This is a genomic window from Actinomadura chokoriensis, assembly GCF_041463665.1.
In the GTDB taxonomy this organism is placed as follows: Bacteria; Actinomycetota; Actinomycetes; order Streptosporangiales; family Streptosporangiaceae; genus Spirillospora; species Spirillospora chokoriensis_A.
Map to the genome: position 1 here is coordinate 102,495 of NZ_JAXCEJ010000017.1, position 19,527 is coordinate 122,021.

The following is a 19,527-nucleotide window of genomic DNA, read 5'->3' on the forward strand; positions in this document are numbered from 1 at the left end:
TCTACCGCACCTCCACGCGCACGGGCAGGGCCGCGAAACCGCGGACGTTCACCGAATGCACCCGCTCCGACCGCTCGAAGTCGACCTCGTAGGCCCCGACGTGGCGCACGAACTCCGTCAGGGCGATGCGCGCCTCGAGCCGCGCCAGGTTCGCGCCGAGGCAGAAGTGGCGGCCGCCGCCGAAGCTGACGAGCTGCGATGTGTCGCGGTCGAGGTCGTAGGCGTCGGCGTCCTCGAACACGCGCGGGTCGCGGTTGGCCGACCCGACCAGCAGCAGCACCCGGTCGCCCTCGGGGACGCGCCGCCCGTGCAACTCGACGTCCCGCACGACCTTCCTGGCCAGCATCTGGCTGGAGGTGTCGTAGCGGAGCGTCTCCTCCACCCAGTCGTCCACCCGGGCCGGGTCGGCGAGCGGCCCGGCGACCTGGCCGGGGTTCCGCGCGCCCCAGTACAGGGCGTTGGCGAGCAGCTTGGTCGTGGTCTCGTTCCCGGCGACGACCATCAGGAACAGGAACGCGATGATCTCGGTGTCGTCCAGCCGGTCGCCGTCGGTCTCCACGTCCAGCAGCGCCGACGTCAGGTCGTCGGACGGCTTGCGGCGGCGTTCGGCGACCATGTCCTGGTAGTAGCCGACGAGGGTGAGCGCCGCGTCCATCCCGGCCGGCGGGACGTCGTTGAGGCCCTCCTCGCGGTGGACGACCATGTCCGCGAGGCGGCGGACCTCCATCCGGTCGGCCTCGGGGACGCCCATCATCTCGGAGATGACGTCCATGGGCAGCAGGCCGGCGAAATCCGCGACGAAGTCGAACTCGCCCTTGTCCAGGGCGGGCTCCAGATGGCGCAGGGTCAGCGCCCGGATGCCGTCCGCCAGCTGCTTGACCCGCCGTGGCGTGAAGCCCTTGGACACGAGCGCCCGCATCCGCGTGTGGCGCGGCGGGTCGAGCGCCAGGAACGACATCGTCCGGTGCGCGTGCGGGCCCCAGGCGCTCGGCTCCAGCGAGACGCCGTGCGAGTTGGAGAACGTCGCGTGGTCGCGGAACGCCGCCGAGACGTCGGCGTGCCGGGACAGCGCCCAGAAGCCGAGCTCGTCGTTGCGGTACAGGGGCGCCTCCTCGCGGAGACGCTCGTAGATGGGGTAGGGGTCCTCATGGACGGCGTAGTCGAACGGGCTGTAGGAGACCTGCGCGGCAGGGTCCACGGCCGTCACCTCACTCGGCGGGTTCGGGCAGGATGAGCTCGGCCATCTCGGCGAGCCGGTCGGCCATGCGGGCGTAGGACGTGTAGCCCATGCCCGCGTGCACCAGCGCGCCGGTGTAGGCCAGCTCCAGCGCGCCGAGGATCCTCGGGTCGTCGTGGTCGCGGAGCGCGGCCTGCAGCCGCTCGCGGATCGCGACGCCGATCCGCACCCGCAGCTCGCGGACGTCGGGGTCGGTGCCGAGCAGCGCGGTGGTGCACGCCGCCGCGAGCTCCGGCTCGTCCGACACCAGCAGCGCGATCTCGCGCAGCACCTCGACCACGCGTTCGAGCAGCGTGCCGTCCGCCTCCACCGGGGGCAGCGCGCTGAGCCGGCGCCAGAACACCTCGGTGATCAGGTGGTTCTTGGACGCGAAGTAGGTGTAGGCGGTCGCGGGCGCGACGCCGGCGCGCTTGGCCACGTTGCGGACGGTCAGCCCCTCGTAGCCGCTCTCGCCGACCTCCACCACGGCGGCGTCGGTCAGCCGCCGCACCGTGTCGGCCTGCCGCTCGGTGAGGCGGCGGCGCGTGGGCTCGGTCGTCAGCTGCTCTTTACCGGACACGTGTCCAGACATTAGTTCAGCAACAGCCCGTTGGCAACAACCGGGGGCGCGGCGCGAGGCCGCCGGACGGCCGGCCGCGAGCATCGGCCGCACCCGGCGGACCGGGCGGTGGGGCGGGTGGGATTCGAACCCACTCAGCGCGAGGCACCTGGGTTACAGCCAGGCCCGACTCTCCGAGCGTCGGCGCCGCCCCGTGCGCGGGCACGGCGGCCCGCTCACGTACCTCCGGAGGGATTCGAACCCCCAGCGCGCAGCACCTCATGCTGCCGTCTCTGCCGTTGGACTACGGAGGCGTGCGTGCGGCTCCCGGGATTCGAACCCGGAACGTCCACGTCCTGAACGTGGCCCCTCTGCCGGTTGGGGTAGAGCCGCGGGAACCCGCGAGGCGGCGTCACTGCGCGGCGGCCCGGCCGGGGTCTCGTTACGAGGCGGGATACCGGCCGGGGCGGGCGTGCGACGCCGAGGGCAGTCGGAGTCGATACTGCTCCAGAGCCATGGCCGGTCCTCCTCTCGAACGTCGCGTGCGGGCCGACGTCGTTCACGGTGCCATCGGCGGCCCGGGGACCGCAACGCGTTTTCCGGACGCTCAGCTTTTCCCACACACTCTGTGCGTTACGGACGCTCGCCTGACGGTGCCGGTCCCTCGCCTGCCGACACCGAAGTTCGGGGGAATTCGCCGGGATAGTCCTTGCGTTCGGCCGTGCCCTGAACTGTAGTCTGGACAAGTGTCCAGAACTACCGATCGCTTGCTGCTGCTGGACGGCCGACTCGTCCCCGCAACGGACGGCGCCGCCTTCGAGACGATCAATCCCGCGACCGAGGAGGTGCTCGGCACCGCCGCCGACGGCACCGCCGCCGACATGGACCGCGCGATCGGCGCCGCCCGCCGCGCGTTCGACGAGACCGCCTGGGCCACCGACCACGCCTTCCGGGTGCGCTGCCTGCGCCAGCTCCGGGAGGGGCTGCGGCGGCGGGCCGACGAGCTGCGCGAACTCACGATCGAGGAGGTGGGCGCGCCGCGGTTCCTGACCTTCGGGGCGCAGTTGGACGCGCCCGTCGACGATCTCGGGTGGTTCGCCGACCTCGCCGAGTCCTACGAGTGGGAACGGGATCTCGGCCGGGCCGAGCCGATGGGGATGCCGAGCCACCGGCGGGTCCGCCGGGAGGCGGCGGGCGTCGTCGGCGCCATCACCCCGTGGAACTTCCCGCACCAGATCAACCTGGCCAAGCTGGGCCCGGCGCTCGCGGCCGGGAACACGGTGGTGCTGAAGCCGGCGCCCGACACGCCCTGGTGCGCGGCGGTGCTCGGCGAGGTCATCGCCGAGGAGACCGACATTCCACCGGGCGTCGTCAACGTCGTGACATCGTCCGACCACGGGCTCGGCGCCCAGCTCACCCGGGACCCGCGCGTCGACCTGGTCTCGTTCACCGGGTCCACGGCGACGGGACGGGACGTCATGACGACCGCCGCCGGCAGCCTCAAGCGGGTCTTCCTGGAGCTCGGCGGGAAGTCCGCGTTCGTGGTGCTGGACGACGCCGACCTGCGGGCCGCGTGCTCGTACGCGGCGTTCTCCGGGGTCGCGCACGCCGGGCAGGGATGCGCGATCACGACCCGCATCCTCGTCCCGCGCGCCCGGTACGACGAGGCCGCCGAGATCACGGCGGGGACGCTGGCGAAGCTCGGGGCCGGCGACCCCGGCGACGACCGGACGATCTGCGGCCCGGTCATCTCGGCGCGGCAGCGCGACCGCGTCGAGGGCTATCTGGAGCTGGCCGTCAAGGAGGGCGGCGCGTTCGCGTGCGGCGGCGGGCGTCCGGAGGGCCGCGACAGGGGTTTCTGGATCGAGCCCACGCTGATCACCGGGCTGACCAACGACGCCCGCGCGGCCCGGGAGGAGATCTTCGGCCCGGTGCTGGTGCTCCTGCCGCACGACGGCGACGACGACGCGGTGCGGATCGCGAACGACTCGCCCTACGGGCTGTCGGGCGCGGTGCACGGCGGCGACGTGGAGCGGGCGCGCGGGGTCGCGCACCGGCTGCGCGCCGGGACGGTGAGCGTGAACGGCGGCGTCTGGTACGGCGCGGACGTCCCGTTCGGCGGCTACAAGCAGTCGGGGATCGGCCGCGAGATGGGCGTGGCCGGCTTCGAGGAGTACCTGGAGACCAAGTCGATCGCGGAGGGCGCATGAGGTTCGAGGGAAAGGTCGCGGTCGTCACCGGGGCCGCGCAGGGCATCGGCGAGGCGTACGCGCGGGCGCTCGCGGCCGAGGGCGCCCACGTGGTCGTCGCCGACGTGGACGAGCGCGGGCAGGCCGTGGCCGACGACGTCAAGGGCCTGTTCGTCCGGACGGACGTGTCCGACCCCGCGTCGGTCGAGGCCATGGCGGCGGCCGCGAAGGAGCGGTTCGGCGGGATCGACCATCTCGTGAACAACGCGGCCATCTTCGGGACGATGAAGCTGGACTTCCTGTTCACCGTCGACTGGGACTACTACAAGAAGTTCATGTCCGTGAACATGGACGGCGCCTTGCTGTGCGCGCGCGCCTGCTACCCCCACATGCAGGAGCGCGGGGGCGGTTCCATCGTCAACCAGTCGTCCACGGCGGCCTGGCAGTACTCCGGCTTCTACGGGCTGGCCAAGGTCGGCGTCAACGGGCTGACCCAGCAGCTCGCGCACGAGCTCGGCAGCATGAACATCCGCGTGAACGCGATCGCACCCGGGCCGATCGACACCGAGGCCAACCGCACGGTCGTGCCGGGCAACATGTCGCAGAAGATCGTCAAGGACAAGATGGCGCTGAAGCGCATGGGATCGCCCGAGGACCTGGTCGGCGCGTGCCTGTTCCTCCTGTCGGACGAGGCGGCCTGGATCACGGGCCAGATCGTCAACGTCGACGGGGGCGAGGTGTTCCGCGCATGACGGTCGGGTTCATCGGGCTCGGCCAGATGGGCGCGCCCATGGCCGGGCATCTGGCCGGCAGGGGCCTGGCCGTCTACGACGCGCGCCCGGAGGCGATGGCGCCGCTGGTGAAGGCGGGCGCGCGGGCGGCCAGGAGCGTCGCCGACGTGGCCGCGCACGCCGACCTCGTCTCCATCATGGTGCGGGACGACGACCAGGTGAACGAGGTGGGCGAGGAGGTGCTCGCCAGCGCCCGTCCGGGCACGGTCCTGGCGGTCCACTCGACGATCCGCGCGAAGACGGCCGAGGATCTCGCGGCACGGGCCCGGCGGTACGAGATCGAGGTCGTGGACGCCCCGGTCAGCGGCGGGTTCATGGGGGCGAGCGCGGGCACCCTCGCGGTGATGGTCGGCGGGACGGACGAGGCGTTCGAGCGCTGCCGGGAGCCGTTCGGCGCGTGGGCGGAACTCGTCCTGCACATGGGGCCGGTCGGTGCGGGCACCCGCACGAAGCTGGCCCGCAACATGCTGCACTTCATCTCGTTCACGGCCGCCGCCGAAGCGCAGCGGCTCGCGGAGGCGTCGGGGGTGTCGCTGCGCAAGCTCGGCCGGGTCGTCCGGCACACCGACGCGATCACCGGCGGCGCCGGCTCGATCATGCTCCGCCCGACGACGGCGCCGCTGGAGCCGGGCGACGACCTGTACGACATCCTGTGCCACACCCGGGACCTCGGCGAGAAGGACCTGTCCCTCGCCCTGGAGCTGGCGGACGAGCTGGGCGTGGACGTGCCGCTCGCCCGCATCGCCCGCGAACGCTTCGGTCCTGGCCTTGGCCTCGGCCCTGGGGATAGCCATGAATGAGCGGAGCGAACCGGGGGGTGTGGGGGGTCGCCCCCCCACAGGAAACCAGAATGAGCGGAGTGAGCGGCGCGAGCGCGGCCTGGAGATGATGCGGCGGGTCTACGGCTGGGACATCGAGGACGCGCCGGGCGAGTTCTTCGGCATCACCGTCGATCACCTGTTCGGCGACATCTGGACGCGTCCGGGCCTCAGCATGCGCGAGCGGCGCCTGCTGCTGATCGGCGTCCTCGCCGGCCAGGGGCTGAACGACGTCCTCGACATCCAGATCCCCGCGGCCCTCGCCAACGGGGAGATCTCGCCGGACGAGCTGCGCGAGATCGGCATCTTCGTGACCCACTACATCGGCTGGCCGCTCGGCTCCCGGCTGAGCGTCCAGATCGACACGCTGATCGCCAAGCACGAGAAGCGGAAGCGGAGGGAGGGTTAGGACGGGCCGGGCATCAGCATCGGCCCGTGCACCCCGAAGCGCTCGGCCCCCCGCCGGGTGAGGTGGACGCGCAGGTCGATCCAGCCGGCCTGCCCGGACTCGCCGCAGTCGTGGAAACGGCGCGCCGGGAAGTGCAGGTCGCCGACGGACAGCTTGGCGCCGCGTACCCGTACCGGCAGCAGGACGCGCGAGCCCGCGCCGAGCCGGGCGATGCCGCAGCCGCCGACGTCCCGGCCGCGCCCGTCGCCGGGCACGGGCACGGGGCCGGGCGGCGCGCAGCCGATGATCCCGGGATGCCCGCCGGCGTCGCGCGTGCCGCCGGGCCGTCCGACGCCGAGGACGTCCACGACGATGACGTCGCCGGGCTCGGCGCCGACGACCATGAGCGGGCCGCACAGCAGGACGCCGGCGCCGGGTTCGCGGCCGGAGCATTCGAGCCGGACGGAGCCGCCGGTGATGATCTCCGCGACGCCGGGAACGTCGGGATGCCAGTGGTCGTGGCCGAGGACGTTCCGCGTCCTCTCGTCGTCGAGATCGAACACGGCGGGTGACGGCATCGGGACGTGCTCCTTCCGGGTCATGACCAGGCGATGCCCCGATCGTGCCGAGGCGCTGTTACCGGGCGGTTTCGCCTGCCTCACACCCGCGTTAGACCGGCATCACCGGAAAATCCAAAGATCATGGAAACCGGACGGGCGGGGCGGGCGTCCAACGTCCATGCGTGGTCGAATCTCCGCACCGGCCGCGGTGATGCTGCTGCTGGCCGGCTGCTCCGGATCGCCCCCTTCCGGGAGTCCGCCGCATCAGCCGGCGGCGGCGCGGCTCATCGCCTACGACGGCTGTGCCGAGCTCCTCCAGGACTTGCGCGGCGCCACGGCCGACAGGGTCGGCCCGACCGGGCTGTACGGCGCGCCCACCCTGCCGAACGACGGCATCTGGGCGCTGGAGAAGGGCCAGTTGCCCGCCAGGGCCGCCGGGCCGCAGGAGCACTCCACGACGAACTCCCACGAGCCGGGCGCGGACGAGCCCGACCTCGTGAAGACCGACGGCCGCCGGATCGTGGCGGTCGCCAAGCAGCGCCTGCACGTCATCGATCCCGCCACCCGCGAGATCACGCACACGCTGAGGCTGCCGGGCTCCGACCGGTTCGACCATGACGAGCTGCTGCTCAGCGGCGACCGCGCCCTCGTGCTGACGGACCGCACGCCCGCGGTCCCCTTCGACCGCCGGCCCGCGCCGGGATCCACGGGCCGGGCGACGCGGCTCACGCTGGTCGACCTCTCCGGCGCCCCGAGGATCATCGGCACGATGACGTCCGACACCGGGTACCTGGACGCGAGGCAGAACGGCTCGACAGTGCGCGTCGTGGTGCGGTCCGAGCCGAAGATCGACTTTCCGGGCGGGACGGACCGGGAGGATGCGATCGAGGAGAACCGGGTGGAGGTGTGGAAGGCCCCGCTCGACTCCTGGCTGCCGCGATTCCGGCTGGACGACGGAACGTCGTATCGCATCCCCTGCGACCAGGTCAGCCGCCCGTCCGCGTACAAGGGTTCGTCCGTGCTGACCGTGCTGACCGTCGACATGGGCAAGGGCCTCGGCGACGCGCAGCCCATCGCGGTCACCGCCGACGGGTCCACCGTCTACGGCACGGGCAAGAGTCTGTATGTCACGGGCAGGCCCCAGCAACCGTTCAGCCCGCCGGCCAAGAAGCCCGCCGAGCCCGACACCGACATCTACAAGTTCGACCTGAGCGGCAGCGGACGTCCGCGATACGTCGCATACGGGTCCGTCAAGGGTTTCCTGCTCAACCAGTACTCCATGTCCGAGCACGACGGAAACCTTCGCCTGGCCACGACCACCGACCGGAACGGCGCCACGTCCCAGAGTTCGGCGTACGTCCTCGCCCAGCACGGCGCCCGCCTCGACCAGATCGGACGGATCGACGGGCTCGGCAAGGGCGAGCGCATCCACTCCGTCCGGTTCATCGGGCCCACCGGCTACGTGGTGACGTTCCGGCAGACCGACCCGCTGTACGTGCTCGACCTGACCGGCCCGCGACGTCCCCGCCGCACCGGCGAGCTCAAGATCACCGGCTATTCGGCGTACCTGCACCCCACGGCGGACGGCAAGCTCCTCGGCGTCGGCCAGGACGCCGAGACGTCCGGCCGCACGACCGGCCTCCAGATCTCGCTCTTCGACGTGTCCGGCGCGCCCCGCCGCGTCGACGCCTACAAGCTGCCCGGAGCCACCGCCCAGGTGGAGTTCGACTCGCACGCGTTCCTGTACTGGCCGAAGTCCGGTCTCACCGTCGTCCCGGCGGCGCGGGGGGACGGCACGCCCGCCGAAGCCCTCGCCCTCAAGGTCACCGGGACGTCCATCACGAAGGTCGGGACCGTCCGGCAGCCGCGCGGCGGCATCGTCCGCTCCCTCGTCGTCGGCGACACCCTCTGGACGTTCTCCGACGAGGGCGCCCACGCCGCCGACGCGTCCACGCTCAGGAAGGCCGGCTGGCTCCCCTACGGCTAGCGCAGGCCGGTCGGGTGCTTCTGCAGCGCCGTCTGGATGAGCCGGTCGACCAGCGCCGGGTAGTCCAGCCCGGTCGCCGCCCACATCTGCGGGAACGCCGACGCCGGCGTGAAGCCCGGCATGGTGTTGATCTCGTTGAGGATCCAGCGGCCGTCGGGCGTGTGGAAGAAGTCGACGCGGGCGAGGCCCTCGCAGTCGAGCGCCTCGAACGCCTGCACGGCGACGCGGCGGACCTCCTCGATCGCGGCGGGCGGCAGGTCCGGCGGGATCGCCATCCGGGTGGAGCCGTCGAGGTACTTGGTCTCGAAGTCGTAGAAGTCGTGCTCGCCCGCCATCAGCACCTCGGCGGGCAGGCTCGCCTCGGCCGGGCCGTCGTCCTCGCCCTGCAGGACGCCGCACTCGATCTCGCGGCCCTCGATCGCGGCCTCCACGATCACCTTCGGGTCGTGCTCGCGGGCCGCCTCGACCGCCGCCTCCAGGTCCGCCTCGTCGGCGACGCGTGTGATGCCCATGCTGGACCCGGCGCGGGCCGGCTTGACGAACACCGGGGCACCGCCGGCGAGACCCAGCTCCTTGATCTCGTCGATCTTGCGCTTGCGCTCGCGCCGCCACTCCCGGTCGCCGACCAGGACGTACGGGCCGACGGGCAGGCCGCGCGCCTGCCAGACGAGCTTCATGTACCCCTTGTCCATGCCGACGGCGCTGGCCAGCACCCCGGCGCCGACGTACCGGACGCCCGCGAGGTCGAGCAGGCCCTGGATGGTGCCGTCCTCGCCGTAGGGGCCGTGCAGCAGCGGCAGGACGACGTCGACCTCGGCGAGCGTCTCGGGGACCTCGCCCGGCCGCACGACCATCAGCCCGCGGCTGTCGGGGTCGAACGGCAGCGCGAGGGCGCCGCCGGCGCCGGTCACCTCGGGCAGCGCGCCGCCCTCGATCGCGAGCCGCAGATCACCGGGCGGGAGGACCCAGCGCCCGTCGCGGGCGATGCCGATCGGCACCACCTCGTACCGGTCCCGGTCGATGGCGGCCATGACGGCGCCCGCGGTGACGCACGAGATCGCGTGCTCGGAGCTGCGCCCGCCGAAGACCACGGCCACGCGGATCTTAGAAACCTGGGACATGACGTCCGACCCTACCGGTGATCAGCCGGGATCGGCCACGAGCGATCCGGGCGCGGCCCCACATCACACCCCGTACCGCTCGGGCTTCGGGGAGCGCGAGATCAGCGAGACGGCCGCCTCCTTGATCGGCATGCCGCGGTGCAGGACGGCGGTGACCGCCTCGGTGATCGGCATCTCCACGTTGTGCTTGCGGGCGAGTTCCAGCACCGCCTCGGACGACTTGACCCCCTCGGCCGTCTGCTTGGTGACGGCGATCACCTCGTCGAGGGTCATGCCGCGGCCGAGGTTCTCGCCGAACGTCCGGTTCCGCGACAGCGGCGAGATGCACGTCCCGACGAGGTCGCCCATGCCGGCGAGCCCGGCGAAGGTGTGCTCGTCGGCGCCGAGCGCCGCGCCCAGCCGGGTGATCTCGGCGAGCCCCCGGGTCATCAGCACCGCCTGGGTGCTCGCGCCGAAGCCGAGCCCGACCGACATGCCGACGCACAGCGCGACGACGTTCTTCACCGCGCCGCCGAGCTCGCAGCCGACCATGTCCGTGGAGGTGTAGACGCGGAAGTACGGGGTCATCGTCGCGGCCTGGAGGCGCTGCGCTACGGCCTCGTCCACGCAGGCGGCGACCGCCGCGCCGGGCTCCCCGCTCGCGATCTCGCGGGCCAGGTTGGGGCCGCAGAAGACGCCGACGCGCTCCTCGGGGACGTCGGCGACCTCGCGGATCACCTCCGACATCCGCCGCGTGGTGCCCATCTCGACGCCCTTCATCAAGCTGACGAGCACGGCGTCCGGCGGCAGGTGCGGCACCCAGCCGGCGAGGTTGCTCCGCAGGGTCTGCGCGGGGACGGCCAGCGCGACGAAGTCGGCGCCCTTCAGCGCCTCCGCCGGGTCAAGCGTGGCGCGGACGCTCTCCGGCAGCGTAACGCCGGGCAGGTAGTCGGGGTTCTCGTGCCGCTCGTTGACCGCCTCGACGACCTCGGGACGCCGCCCCCACAGGACGGCCTCGCCGCCGGCGTCGTGCAGCAGCTTGGTGATCGTCGTCCCCCAGGATCCGGCGCCCATCACCGCGGTACGGAACGTCACGAGTCGGCCGCCTTCTGCTCGGTGGTGCTGGGCTCGGACGGCCGCGCGGGCTCGGGGACCACGGCCCGCGCCTCGCCCGCGCCGCCCCCCGCCTCGCCCGGTATCTCGCCTGCGGCGCCCGGTATCTCGCCCGCGGCGCCCGGTATCTCGCCCGCCGCGCGGCGGCGCTCCTCCAGCACCCGGTGGTGGTCGTAGCGCTCCGCCGGCGGCTCCTGGCCGCGCAGCTCGCCGAGGAGACCGGCGATCGCCGCCATGATGTCGTCGGTGGCGGCCCGCAGCGTTGCCCTGCTGAGCGGCGCCCCCGCGTACTCGGACAGGTCCACGGGCGGTCCGGCGATCACTTTCATCGTCTTGCGCGGCAGCGGGTGGAAACCCTTCTTCAGGCTTCCCGCCAGCCCCCTCTGCTCCCCCTTCTTGTACGGCATCAGCTCGTGCGCGCCCCAGCTCGCCACCGGGACGACCTCGGCGCCCGTCCGCAGCGCCATGCGGGCGACGCCCGTCTGGCCGGTCATGGGCCACAGCTCCGGGTCACGCGTGCAGCTGCCCTCCGGGTAGAAGATCAGGCATTCGCCGTTCAGGAGCGCCTTCTCCGCGTCCTCCAGGGCGAGCGCCGCGTCGGCACGGTCGCGGTAGACGGGGATCTGCCCGGTGCCGCGGAACACCGCGCCGATGACCTTGGCGTCGAACAAGGCGGACTTGGCCAGGAAGACGGGGTACCGGCCCGACTCGTACACGAAGTGGGCGAGCGCGAGGGGGTCGGACTCGGAGATGTGGTTGGCGGCGATGATGACGCCGCCCTTCCCGGGCACGTTGCCCCGGCCCTGCCAGTCGCGTTTCAGGAGCCCGAAAAGCAGCGGGCGCAGGATGACGATCGTGAGCTTCCGCCAGCCCGGCGAGTGCCCGTGGCTCATGCCCGTCCCCTCCTCATTCCGTCCCCTCCTCGCTCCATCCCCGAAGAACGTGGGGTGTCATCAAGTGTCGCGGTTGCGTGCGCATAGTGTCGAGTTGCCATGTCTACAGCAGCACGGTCCACAACAGCACCGTCCATAACAGCACCGTCCACGCCGGCACCGTCCACGCCGGCACCGTCCACAGTGGCACGGGCGAGCGCGGCGCACGGCGCGCCCCGTCCCCGCTGGTCGCTCGTCGTCCCCGTCAAGGTGCTCGCCAGGGCCAAGACCCGCATGGCCGCCGCGGCGGGCCCGCACCGGGAGGCGCTCGCGCTCGCGGTGGCGGCCGACACGGTCGCCGCGGCGCTGCGCTGCGACCGGGTCCGCCACGTGATCGTAGTCACCGACGATCCCCTCCCGGCGGCCGACCTCGCCGCCCTCGGCGCCCGCGTGGTGCCCGACGTGCCGGACGCCGGCCTGAACCCGGCGCTGGTCTACGGCGCCGGCCGGGGCCGCGAACTCTCCCCGGACGCGGGCGTTGGAGCGCTGTCGGCAGATCTGCCCGCTCTGCGGCCGGATGAACTCGCCCGCGTCCTCGACGCCGCGGCCGCCGTGCCCGAGGCGTTCGTTCCGGACGCGGCCGGCGTCGGGACCACGCTGTACACGGCCCGCCCGGGCGTGCCCTTCGCCCCCGCGTTCGGCGGCGGCTCCCGCGACGCGCACCGCTCGCGCGGCGCGGTGGAGATCCTCCTGCCCGGCACCGACAGCGTCCGCCGCGACGTCGACACCCCGGACGACCTCCGCGCCGCCCTCGCCCTCGGCACCGGCCCCCGCACCGCCGAGGTCGCCGCCCGGCTGCCCTCGTTGGCCTAGAGTTCCGGTCATGCAGGGGACGGTGAAGGCGTTCGACGCGGAGACCCGCTCGGGGAGCGTGCTGCTCGACGACGGGACGGAGCTGCCCTTCGACGCGGAGGCGTTCGCGGCGGGCGGGCTGCGGCTGCTGCGGTTCGGCCAGCGGGTGAACCTCCGCCTGGACGGCGACCGCGTCTCGGTGGTGACGCTCTCGACGTTCCCGCTGCCGTCCTGAACCCGCGCCCTCCCCGGCCCGCGCCCCCCCACGCACCCCGAACGCGTCAGCGCCCGGGACCGTTGACACGGTCCCGGGCGCTCTGGCGGTGAGGCCTACTTCTTGCCGGCCACCAGGTTCTTGAAGTCGGCGCCGGCCTTGAACTTCGGCACGGACGTCGCGGGAACCTCGATGGTCTTGCCGGTTGCGGGGTTGCGGGCCGTACGGGCAGGCCGGTCGGCCTTCTCGAACGAACCGAACCCGGTGATCGCGACCTTGTCGCCCTTGGCGACGGCGGTCTGGATCGCCTCCAGGATGGCGTCGACGGCCTCGGCTGCGGCCTTCTTGCTGCCCAGCCGGTCAGAGATCGCGTCGACCAGCTCACGCTTGTTCATGGGTTACTCCTCTAGTTCCCCCCTTGCCCGAACGAAACTAAGGGACCCTCAGCATGGACACAATCACCTGCACACATGAGTTGGCGTGTCGCTGGCGTTTTTGTCGGCCTCGCCCCCGTCTCGCCGGGTGACCGGACCGGATCCGGCCACTGCGCACGCTAACCGACGTCGGGCCCGTCTTGGAAATCGGCGAGGAACGCGTCCAGCCTGCGAGCGGCCAGTCCGGCGTCTCTTTTCGCCAGATCGGTGATCGCCAGCAGGTGCCGGATGAGCCGCTGCCGGGTCTCGGCCGGAAGCGGCGCGACGGCCTTGTGAGCATCACGCAACTGGCGCGCGAGCTGCGTCAACGCTGGATCGTCCCAGTCCGGCCCGCTCCACGGGACGGCGCCCAATTCCATTCCCCCAAACGGTCGGCGTGCACGGCACTACAGGAATTGTCCCTCGTGCCCCGACCGCCCGACTCCCCCGGGGGTGCATTAGGGGCGACCCGTGCCGCCCGGGGCGGCACGGGTCGCGCCTACGATCAGCGTCCGCGCGTCGGCGTGTCAGACCGTCGTCGGCAGGAAGGGGCTGCGGCCGGCCTCGAAGTCGTTGATGGCGTCGGCGTGGCGGAGGGTGAGGCCGATGTCGTCCAGGCCCTCCATGAGGCGCCAGCGGGTGTAGTCGTCGATCTCGAAGGTCGCGACGTCGTCCCCGTAGCGGACCTCGCGCTTGTCCAGGTCGACGGTTATCTCCAGCGTGGGGTCCTCCTCGACGCGGGTCTGGAGGTCCGCCACCTGCTCGCCGGTCAGGATGACGGGGAGCAGGCCCATCTTGGTGGAGTTGTTGCGGAAGATGTCGCCGAAGCGCGGCGCGATGATCACGCGGAAGCCGTACTGCTGCAGGGCCCAGACGGCGTGCTCGCGGGACGAGCCGGTGCCGAAGTCGGTCCCGGCGACCAGGATGCCCGCGCCCTCGTACCGGGGCTGGTTGAGGACGAACTCGGGGTCCTCGCGCCAGCCGGAGAACAGGCCCTTCTCGAACCCGGTGCGGCTGACCTGCTTCAGCCAGACGGCCGGGATGATCTGGTCGGTGTCGACGTTGCTGCGGCGCAGCGGCACCGCGCGCCCGGTGTAGGTGGTGAACGCTTCCATCGTGGTTCCTTAGAGGTCGGCAGGGGCGGCCAGGCGGCCGGTGACGGCGGTTGCGGCGGCGACGGCGGGCGACACCAGGTGGGTGCGTCCGCCGGGTCCCTGGCGTCCCTCGAAGTTGCGGTTGGACGTGGAGGCGCTGCGCTCGCCGGGCGTGAGCTTGTCGGGGTTCATCGCGAGGCACATGGAGCAGCCGGCCTCGCGCCACTCGGCACCGGACGCGGCGATGACCTCGTCGAGGCCCTCCTCCTCGGCCTGCTTCTTGACCTCCATGGAGCCGGGGACCACCAGCATCCGGACGCCGTCGGCGATCTTGCGGCCGCCGAGCACGCCGGCGACGGCGCGGAGGTCCTCGATGCGGCCGTTGGTGCAGGAGCCGACGAAGACGGTGTCGACCCTGATGTCGCGCAGCGGCGTCCCGGCGGTGAGGCCCATGTAGTCCAGGGCGCGCTCGGCGGCCTGGCGCTGGACGGGGTCGGTGAACGACACGGGGTCGGGCACGGACTCGCCGAGGGGCAGGCCCTGGCCGGGGTTGGTGCCCCAGGTGACGAACGGGGTCAGCTCGGCCGCGTCGATCACGACCTCCTTGTCGAAGACCGCGTCGTCGTCGGTGCGCAGGGACGTCCAGTACTCGACGGCCCGGTCCCAGTCCTCGCCCCGCGGGGCGTGCGGGCGGCCCTTGAGGTACTCGAAGGTGGTCTCGTCCGGCGCGATCATCCCGGCGCGGGCGCCGGCCTCGATGGACATGTTGCAGACCGTCATGCGGCCTTCCATCGTCAGGGAGCGGATCGCCTCGCCGCGGTACTCGATGATGTGGCCCTGGCCGCCGCCGGTGCCGATCCTCGCGATGACCGCGAGGATGAGGTCCTTGGCGGTGACGCCCTCGGGCAGCGGGCCCTCGACCGTGACGGCCATCGTCTTCGGCTGGACCTGCGGCAGCGTCTGGGTGGCGAGGACGTGCTCGACCTCGCTGGTCCCGATGCCGAAGGCGAGGGCGCCGAACGCGCCGTGCGTGGAGGTGTGCGAGTCTCCGCAGACGACGGTCATGCCGGGCTGGGTGAGGCCGAGCTGCGGCCCCATGACGTGCACGATGCCCTGGCTGGCGTCGCCCATCGGGTGCAGCCGGACCCCGAACTCGGAGCAGTTCTTGCGCAGCGTCTCGACCTGGGTGCGCGACACCGGGTCGGCGATCGGCTTGAGCAGGTCCGTCGTCGGGACGTTGTGGTCCTCGGTGGCGATGGTCAGGTCGGGGCGGCGGACGGGACGGCCGGCCATCCGCAGCCCGTCGAACGCCTGCGGGCTGGTGACCTCGTGGACGAGGTGCAGGTCGATGTAGAGGAGGTCCGGCTCACCCTCGGCACGCCGGACGACGTGCGCGTCGTAGACCTTCTCGGCCAGTGTTCGGCCCATCAATCCCACCTCACCTGTCATCGTCGGCGCCCGGTGCTGATGGCCAGCGCGCCGTGGTCTCGGTCACCTCGACTTGCATCTCATATTACGAGACGGCAATATCAAGACATGGACAACTCTAGCGGAGTCGGCGTACTTGACAAAGCCGTTCTCGTTCTGAACGCGCTGGAGGCCGGGCCGGCCTCGCTCGCCCAGCTCGTCCAGACCACCGGGCTCGCCCGCCCCACCGCCCACCGGCTGGCCGTCGCGCTGGAGCACCACCGCCTCGTGCACCGCGACACGCAGGGACGTTTCATCCTCGGGCCGCGGCTCGCCGAGCTGGCGGTCGCGGCCGGCGAGGACCGGCTCCTCGCGATCGCCCAGCCTATTCTGGCCCACCTGCGCGACCTCACCGGCGAGAGCGCCTCGCTGTTCCGCCGCCAGGGGGACGTCCGCGTGTGCGTGGCCGCGGCCGAGCGGACCAGCGGCCTGCGCGACACCGTCCCGGTCGGCGCCGCGCTCCCGATGACGGCGGGTTCGGCCGCGCAGATCCTGCTCGCCTGGGAGGAGCCCGACCGGTTGCACCGGGGGCTGCGCAACGCCAAGTTCGAGGCGACGACGCTCGCGTCCGTCCGGCGGCGCGGCTGGGCGCAGAGCGTCGGCGAGCGCGAGCAGGGCGTCGGGTCGGTGTCCGCGCCCATCCGGGGCGCCGGGGGGCGGGTGATCGCGGCCGTCTCCGTGTCCGGCCCCCTGGAGCGCCTGTCCCGCTCCCCCGGCCGCCTGCACGCCGCCCCCGTGGCCGCCGCCGCCGACAAGATCTCCGAGGGGATGCGCCGCACCGGCTCCTGAACGCCGGGACGTAGAGTCGGCTGATGGACGAAACCCGTCTTCGTGAACGGCTCGCGGACCTCACCCTGGAGGAGAAGGTCCACCTGCTCACCGGCGACGGTTTCTGGACCCTGCGCCCCGTCCCCAGGATCGGGCTGCGGGGTCTCGTCATGTCGGACGGGCCGTCCGGCGTGCGGGGCACCGCCTGGGACGAGCGCCGCCCGAGCCTGCTGTTCCCGAACCCGACGGCGCTCGCCGCGACGTGGGATCCGGCGCTCGCCGAGCGGATCGGGCGGCTGAACGGCGCGCAGGCCCGCGACAAGGGCGTGCACGTCCAGCTCGCGCCGACGATCAACCTGCACCGGACGCCGCTCGGCGGCCGCCACTTCGAGAACTACTCCGAGGACCCGCTGCTCACCGCCCGCATCGGCGCCGCGTTCGTGCGGGGCGTCCAGTCGGCGGGCGTCGCGGCGACGGTGAAGCACTTCGTCGGCAACGACTCCGAGACCGCGCGCATGTCCTACGACGCGCGCATCGGCGGCGAGGCCCTGGACGAGCTGTACCTGCGCCCGTTCGAGGCGGCGGTGAAGGCGGGCGCGTGGGCGGTGATGGCCGCTTACAACAAGGTCAACGGCACGTCCATGACGGAGCACCGCGAGCTGCTGACCGGCGTGCTGAAGGAGCGCTGGGGTTTCGACGGCGTCCTCCTCTCGGACTGGACGGCGATCCGCTCGACCGAGGAGAGCGCCAACGCGGGAATGGACGTGGAGATGCCCGGCCTCCCCACCAGCCCTTGGCGGGACAAGCTCGTCGCGGCCGTCCGCGAGGGCGGGGTCGCCGAGGAGCTGATCGACGACAAGGTTCTGCGCGTCCTGCGGCTGGCCGCGCGCGTGGGCGCACTCGACGGCTTTCCCCAGCCGCCGATGGCGACGACGCCTCCCGACGCCCGCGCGAGGCTGCGGGACGCGGCCGCCCAGTCGGCCGTGCTGTTGCGGAACGAGAACGGCGCCCTGCCGCTGGACGCCGTGCGCAGGCTCGCGGTGATCGGCCCCAACGCGGTTCGGTTCAGCGCACAGGGCGGCGGCAGCGCGCACGTCAATCCGGAGCATGTCGTGAATCCGGTCGAGGGGCTGCGGCGGGCACTCGGGGACGGCACGGAGCTGATCGTCCGTCCCGGCGTCTACTCGCACCGCCGCCTGGCGTTCCTGCCGCTCTCCCTCACGACCGATCCTGAGACCGGTGAACGTGGCGTGCGGCTTGAGTTCTTCGACGCCGACGGCGCCCTGATCGAGTCGGAGCTCCGCAAGGCGGCGCATCTCGTCTTCCTCGGCGGAATCCCCAGGGGAACCGCTCGGATCGTCGCCCGCACGCAGGTGACCCCGGCCGAGGACGGTGTGCACACGTTCGCGATCGCGGGGGTCGGCGAGTTCGAGCTGCGCGTCGGCGAGACCCGCGCGGCGGCGACGCTGACGCCCGGCCAGGGCGATCCGGTGGAGGCGCTGCTGCGCCCCCCGGAGCACCGGGTCGAGGTGGAACTCGATGCGGGCGTGCCCGTTCCGGTCGAGTTGCACCACACCCACGCGCCCGGACGTTTCGGGACGGCGTTCGGAATCGGCCACCATGAGCCGCACCCGTCCGAGGACGGCGCGCTCGCCGCCGCCGTGGCCGCCGCCCGCGACGCCGACGCCGCCGCCGTGGTCGTCGGCACGAACGACGACGTGGAGAGCGAGGGCTTCGACCGCACGTCCCTCACCCTGCCCGGCCGCCAGGACGAACTGGTCTCCGCCGTCGCCGCCGCCAATCCGCGCACGATCGTGGTCGTGAACGCGGGCGCGCCCGTGCTGATGCCCTGGCGGGACGAGGTCGCCGCCGTCCTGTGGGCATGGCTGCCGGGCCAGGAGGGCGGCGACGCGATCGCGGACGTCCTGACCGGCGCGGCCGAGCCGGGCGGGCGGCTGCCCACCACGTTCCCCGCGTCGCACGACGGCGTCCTGTCGCCGATCCCCGCCGGGGACGGGAGTCTCGACTACGCCGAGGGCACCGCGATCGGCTACCGGCACTACGCGCCCGGCCAGGTCGCCTACCCGTTCGGGCACGGGCTTGGCTACACCACGTGGGAGTACGGGGCGCTGACCGTCTCGGGCGGCGTCGCGGAGGTGACCGTCCAAAACACCGGGAGCCGGGCCGGGCGCGAGGTCGTCCAGTGCTACGCCACGGCGGACGGGACGGTCCGGCTCGCGGGCTTCGCGGTCGCCGAGGCGGCCCCGGGCGAGGCGGTCGCGGTCCGGATCGCGCTGGACGAGCGCCTCCCCGTCCCGTGCGCGCTCCGGGCGGGCCGGTCGGTCACCGACCTTCGAACCGGTACAACTCAGACAGACATTGGATAGTGCCAGTATCCATTCCCCCGGCCTGGATACCGTTGACCCCCGGCAAAGGGGGTTCGACGGTGCAGATCTCCGAGCTCAGCGATCGGAGCGGGCTGACGGTCCAGACGATCAAGTTCTACATCCGGGAGGGCCTGCTCCCGAAGGGCTCGGCGGTGAGCGCGACCCGCTCGGAGTACGACGGCCGCCATCTGGAGCGGCTGCGGCTGATCAACGCGCTGCGCGAGGTCGGCGACCTGCCGGTGGCGGCGATCCAGCAGATCATCGCCGCGGTCGAGGACGACCGGGTCAGCCTGCACGACCTGTTCGCCACCACCCAGCACGCGATCGGCCCGCACGTCGCCGCGCCGCACGACCCGCACTGGCGCGCCGCCCGCGAGGACGTGGACTCCCTCGTCCGCGAACTGGGCTGGACCGTCGGCGCCGACGCCCCCGCCCGCGACCTGCTCGCGCACACGTTCGTGGCGCTGCGCCGCCTCGGCTTCCCCATCACCCTCAAGGACCTGCGGCCCTACGTGAAGGCGGCGACCGAGGTCGGCGAGCACGAGATCGGCAGGGTCGCCGAGGGCGCGCCCCGCAGCCGGACGGTGCATTCGCTGCTCGTCTCCACCGTCCTCTACGAGCAGGTCCTCACGGCGCTGCACCGGCTGGCCCAGGAGGACGCCTCCGCCCGCCGCTTCGGCGCCCGCTGACCCCGCCGCTCCGGCACCCGCCCGCAATTTCCCGCATAATTGGTAGGAAT

The 19,527-nt window shown here is 72.5% G+C and carries 20 protein-coding genes and 3 tRNA genes; 10 read left to right on the top strand and 13 right to left on the bottom strand.

What is annotated here, in order from left to right:
- Nucleotide 1: 1 nt before the first annotated feature.
- From SM418_RS24860 to SM418_RS24880, 5 genes are all read right to left on the bottom strand, one after another.
- Nucleotides 2-1,198 (bottom strand): cytochrome P450, encoded by a 1,197-nt coding sequence (locus tag SM418_RS24860; protein ID WP_371943571.1) that lies wholly within the window; start codon nucleotides 1,196-1,198, stop codon nucleotides 2-4.
- A 10-nt stretch (nucleotides 1,199-1,208) separates the two neighbouring features.
- Nucleotides 1,209-1,796: a TetR/AcrR family transcriptional regulator gene (locus SM418_RS24865; protein WP_371943572.1), complete on the bottom strand. Its 588-nt coding sequence runs from the start codon at nucleotides 1,794-1,796 to the stop codon at nucleotides 1,209-1,211.
- 109 nt (nucleotides 1,797-1,905) lie between these two features.
- Nucleotides 1,906-1,989, bottom strand: a tRNA-Tyr gene (locus SM418_RS24870).
- 27 nt (nucleotides 1,990-2,016) lie between these two features.
- Nucleotides 2,017-2,089, bottom strand: a tRNA-Leu gene (locus tag SM418_RS24875).
- A 5-nt stretch (nucleotides 2,090-2,094) separates the two neighbouring features.
- Nucleotides 2,095-2,168: transfer RNA gene (locus SM418_RS24880), tRNA-Leu, on the bottom strand.
- A 353-nt stretch (nucleotides 2,169-2,521) separates the two neighbouring features.
- Here SM418_RS24880 and SM418_RS24885 point away from each other — a divergent pair.
- From SM418_RS24885 to SM418_RS24900, 4 genes are all read left to right on the top strand, one after another.
- Nucleotides 2,522-3,985: an aldehyde dehydrogenase gene (locus SM418_RS24885; protein ID WP_371943573.1), complete on the top strand. Its 1,464-nt coding sequence runs from the start codon at nucleotides 2,522-2,524 to the stop codon at nucleotides 3,983-3,985.
- Complete coding sequence (locus tag SM418_RS24890) at nucleotides 3,982-4,716, top strand: SDR family oxidoreductase (protein ID WP_371943574.1); 735 nt, start codon at nucleotides 3,982-3,984, stop codon at nucleotides 4,714-4,716. The genes SM418_RS24885 and SM418_RS24890 overlap by 4 nt, the downstream gene beginning before the upstream one ends.
- Complete coding sequence (locus tag SM418_RS24895; protein ID WP_371943575.1) at nucleotides 4,713-5,555, top strand: NAD(P)-dependent oxidoreductase; 843 nt, start codon at nucleotides 4,713-4,715, stop codon at nucleotides 5,553-5,555. Before SM418_RS24890 ends, SM418_RS24895 begins: the two co-directional genes overlap by 4 nt.
- An 85-nt stretch (nucleotides 5,556-5,640) precedes the next feature.
- Nucleotides 5,641-5,982, top strand: coding sequence for a carboxymuconolactone decarboxylase family protein (locus SM418_RS24900; RefSeq protein WP_371943576.1), 342 nt, complete (start codon nucleotides 5,641-5,643; stop codon nucleotides 5,980-5,982).
- Here SM418_RS24900 and SM418_RS24905 read toward each other — a convergent pair.
- On the bottom strand, nucleotides 5,979-6,539 hold the full coding sequence (locus SM418_RS24905) for an acetamidase/formamidase family protein (protein ID WP_371943577.1): 561 nt from the start codon (nucleotides 6,537-6,539) through the stop codon (nucleotides 5,979-5,981). The genes SM418_RS24900 and SM418_RS24905 overlap by 4 nt on opposite strands.
- 160 nt (nucleotides 6,540-6,699) lie before the next feature.
- On the opposite strand from SM418_RS24905, the gene SM418_RS24910 reads away from it, so the two are divergent.
- On the top strand, nucleotides 6,700-8,508 hold the full coding sequence (locus tag SM418_RS24910; RefSeq protein WP_371943578.1) for a beta-propeller domain-containing protein: 1,809 nt from the start codon (nucleotides 6,700-6,702) through the stop codon (nucleotides 8,506-8,508).
- Here the strand turns inward: SM418_RS24910 and SM418_RS24915 are convergent.
- From SM418_RS24915 to SM418_RS24925, 3 genes are all read right to left on the bottom strand, one after another.
- Complete coding sequence (locus tag SM418_RS24915; protein ID WP_371943579.1) at nucleotides 8,505-9,629, bottom strand: D-alanine--D-alanine ligase family protein; 1,125 nt, start codon at nucleotides 9,627-9,629, stop codon at nucleotides 8,505-8,507. The genes SM418_RS24910 and SM418_RS24915 overlap by 4 nt on opposite strands.
- Before the next feature lie 63 nt (nucleotides 9,630-9,692).
- Nucleotides 9,693-10,682, bottom strand: coding sequence for an NAD(P)H-dependent glycerol-3-phosphate dehydrogenase (locus SM418_RS24920; protein ID WP_371943656.1), 990 nt, complete (start codon nucleotides 10,680-10,682; stop codon nucleotides 9,693-9,695).
- A 17-nt stretch (nucleotides 10,683-10,699) separates the two neighbouring features.
- Nucleotides 10,700-11,614: a lysophospholipid acyltransferase family protein gene (locus SM418_RS24925; RefSeq protein WP_371943580.1), complete on the bottom strand. Its 915-nt coding sequence runs from the start codon at nucleotides 11,612-11,614 to the stop codon at nucleotides 10,700-10,702.
- A 273-nt stretch (nucleotides 11,615-11,887) separates the two neighbouring features.
- Here SM418_RS24925 and cofC point away from each other — a divergent pair, with 273 nt between their 5' ends.
- Both cofC and SM418_RS24935 read left to right on the top strand, forming a co-directional pair.
- Nucleotides 11,888-12,466: a 2-phospho-L-lactate guanylyltransferase gene (gene cofC, locus SM418_RS24930; protein ID WP_371943657.1), complete on the top strand. Its 579-nt coding sequence runs from the start codon at nucleotides 11,888-11,890 to the stop codon at nucleotides 12,464-12,466.
- Between the two features lie 10 nt (nucleotides 12,467-12,476).
- Nucleotides 12,477-12,680 carry a cold-shock protein gene (locus tag SM418_RS24935; protein ID WP_371943581.1) on the top strand — a complete coding sequence of 68 codons (204 nt, stop codon included), beginning with the start codon at nucleotides 12,477-12,479 and terminating at the stop codon, nucleotides 12,678-12,680.
- Nucleotides 12,681-12,775: 95 nt separating this feature from the next.
- Here the strand turns inward: SM418_RS24935 and SM418_RS24940 are convergent, their stop codons facing one another.
- The 4 genes from SM418_RS24940 to leuC form a co-directional block, all read right to left on the bottom strand.
- Complete coding sequence (locus SM418_RS24940) at nucleotides 12,776-13,054, bottom strand: HU family DNA-binding protein (protein WP_026403810.1); 279 nt, start codon at nucleotides 13,052-13,054, stop codon at nucleotides 12,776-12,778.
- A gap of 158 nt (nucleotides 13,055-13,212) precedes the next feature.
- Nucleotides 13,213-13,452 carry an SCO5555 family protein gene (locus SM418_RS24945; RefSeq protein WP_459077258.1) on the bottom strand — a complete coding sequence of 80 codons (240 nt, stop codon included), beginning with the start codon at nucleotides 13,450-13,452 and terminating at the stop codon, nucleotides 13,213-13,215.
- A gap of 147 nt (nucleotides 13,453-13,599) precedes the next feature.
- Nucleotides 13,600-14,187: a 3-isopropylmalate dehydratase small subunit gene (leuD, locus tag SM418_RS24950; RefSeq protein WP_371943583.1), complete on the bottom strand. Its 588-nt coding sequence runs from the start codon at nucleotides 14,185-14,187 to the stop codon at nucleotides 13,600-13,602.
- Nucleotides 14,188-14,196: 9 nt separating this feature from the next.
- Nucleotides 14,197-15,594 (bottom strand): 3-isopropylmalate dehydratase large subunit, encoded by a 1,398-nt coding sequence (gene leuC, locus SM418_RS24955; RefSeq protein WP_371943584.1) that lies wholly within the window; start codon nucleotides 15,592-15,594, stop codon nucleotides 14,197-14,199.
- Between the two features lie 108 nt (nucleotides 15,595-15,702).
- On the opposite strand from leuC, the gene SM418_RS24960 reads away from it, so the two are divergent.
- Genes SM418_RS24960 through SM418_RS24970 form a run of 3 tightly spaced genes read left to right on the top strand, consistent with a single transcriptional unit; the run spans nucleotide 15,703 to nucleotide 19,477 of the window.
- Complete coding sequence (locus SM418_RS24960; protein ID WP_371943585.1) at nucleotides 15,703-16,422, top strand: IclR family transcriptional regulator; 720 nt, start codon at nucleotides 15,703-15,705, stop codon at nucleotides 16,420-16,422.
- Nucleotides 16,423-16,445: 23 nt separating this feature from the next.
- A complete protein-coding gene (locus tag SM418_RS24965) occupies nucleotides 16,446-18,788 on the top strand; it encodes a glycoside hydrolase family 3 protein (protein WP_371943586.1) in 2,343 nt (780 codons plus the stop codon).
- Between the two features lie 59 nt (nucleotides 18,789-18,847).
- Nucleotides 18,848-19,477, top strand: a complete 630-nt coding sequence (locus SM418_RS24970) for a MerR family transcriptional regulator (RefSeq protein ID WP_371943587.1) — start codon at nucleotides 18,848-18,850, stop codon at nucleotides 19,475-19,477.
- The last annotated feature ends 50 nt before the right edge of the window (nucleotides 19,478-19,527 follow it).

Coding starts and splice junctions, on each gene's coding strand:
- SM418_RS24890 (WP_371943574.1), top strand. CDS start 3,982: ATGAGGTTCGAGGGAAAGGTCGCGGTCGTCACCGGGGCCGCGCAGGGC.
- SM418_RS24895 (WP_371943575.1), top strand. CDS start 4,713: ATGACGGTCGGGTTCATCGGGCTCGGCCAGATGGGCGCGCCCATGGCC.
- SM418_RS24900 (WP_371943576.1), top strand. CDS start 5,641: ATGATGCGGCGGGTCTACGGCTGGGACATCGAGGACGCGCCGGGCGAG.
- SM418_RS24905 (WP_371943577.1), bottom strand. CDS start 6,539: ATGCCGTCACCCGCCGTGTTCGATCTCGACGACGAGAGGACGCGGAAC.
- SM418_RS24910 (WP_371943578.1), top strand. CDS start 6,700: ATGCGTGGTCGAATCTCCGCACCGGCCGCGGTGATGCTGCTGCTGGCC.
- SM418_RS24915 (WP_371943579.1), bottom strand. CDS start 9,629: ATGTCCCAGGTTTCTAAGATCCGCGTGGCCGTGGTCTTCGGCGGGCGC.
- SM418_RS24920 (WP_371943656.1), bottom strand. CDS start 10,682: ATGGGCGCCGGATCCTGGGGGACGACGATCACCAAGCTGCTGCACGAC.
- SM418_RS24925 (WP_371943580.1), bottom strand. CDS start 11,614: ATGAGCCACGGGCACTCGCCGGGCTGGCGGAAGCTCACGATCGTCATC.
- cofC (WP_371943657.1), top strand. CDS start 11,888: ATGGCCGCCGCGGCGGGCCCGCACCGGGAGGCGCTCGCGCTCGCGGTG.
- SM418_RS24935 (WP_371943581.1), top strand. CDS start 12,477: ATGCAGGGGACGGTGAAGGCGTTCGACGCGGAGACCCGCTCGGGGAGC.
- SM418_RS24940 (WP_026403810.1), bottom strand. CDS start 13,054: ATGAACAAGCGTGAGCTGGTCGACGCGATCTCTGACCGGCTGGGCAGC.
- SM418_RS24945 (WP_459077258.1), bottom strand. CDS start 13,452: ATGGAATTGGGCGCCGTCCCGTGGAGCGGGCCGGACTGGGACGATCCA.
- leuD (WP_371943583.1), bottom strand. CDS start 14,187: ATGGAAGCGTTCACCACCTACACCGGGCGCGCGGTGCCGCTGCGCCGC.
- leuC (WP_371943584.1), bottom strand. CDS start 15,594: ATGGGCCGAACACTGGCCGAGAAGGTCTACGACGCGCACGTCGTCCGG.
- SM418_RS24960 (WP_371943585.1), top strand. CDS start 15,703: ATGGACAACTCTAGCGGAGTCGGCGTACTTGACAAAGCCGTTCTCGTT.
- SM418_RS24965 (WP_371943586.1), top strand. CDS start 16,446: ATGGACGAAACCCGTCTTCGTGAACGGCTCGCGGACCTCACCCTGGAG.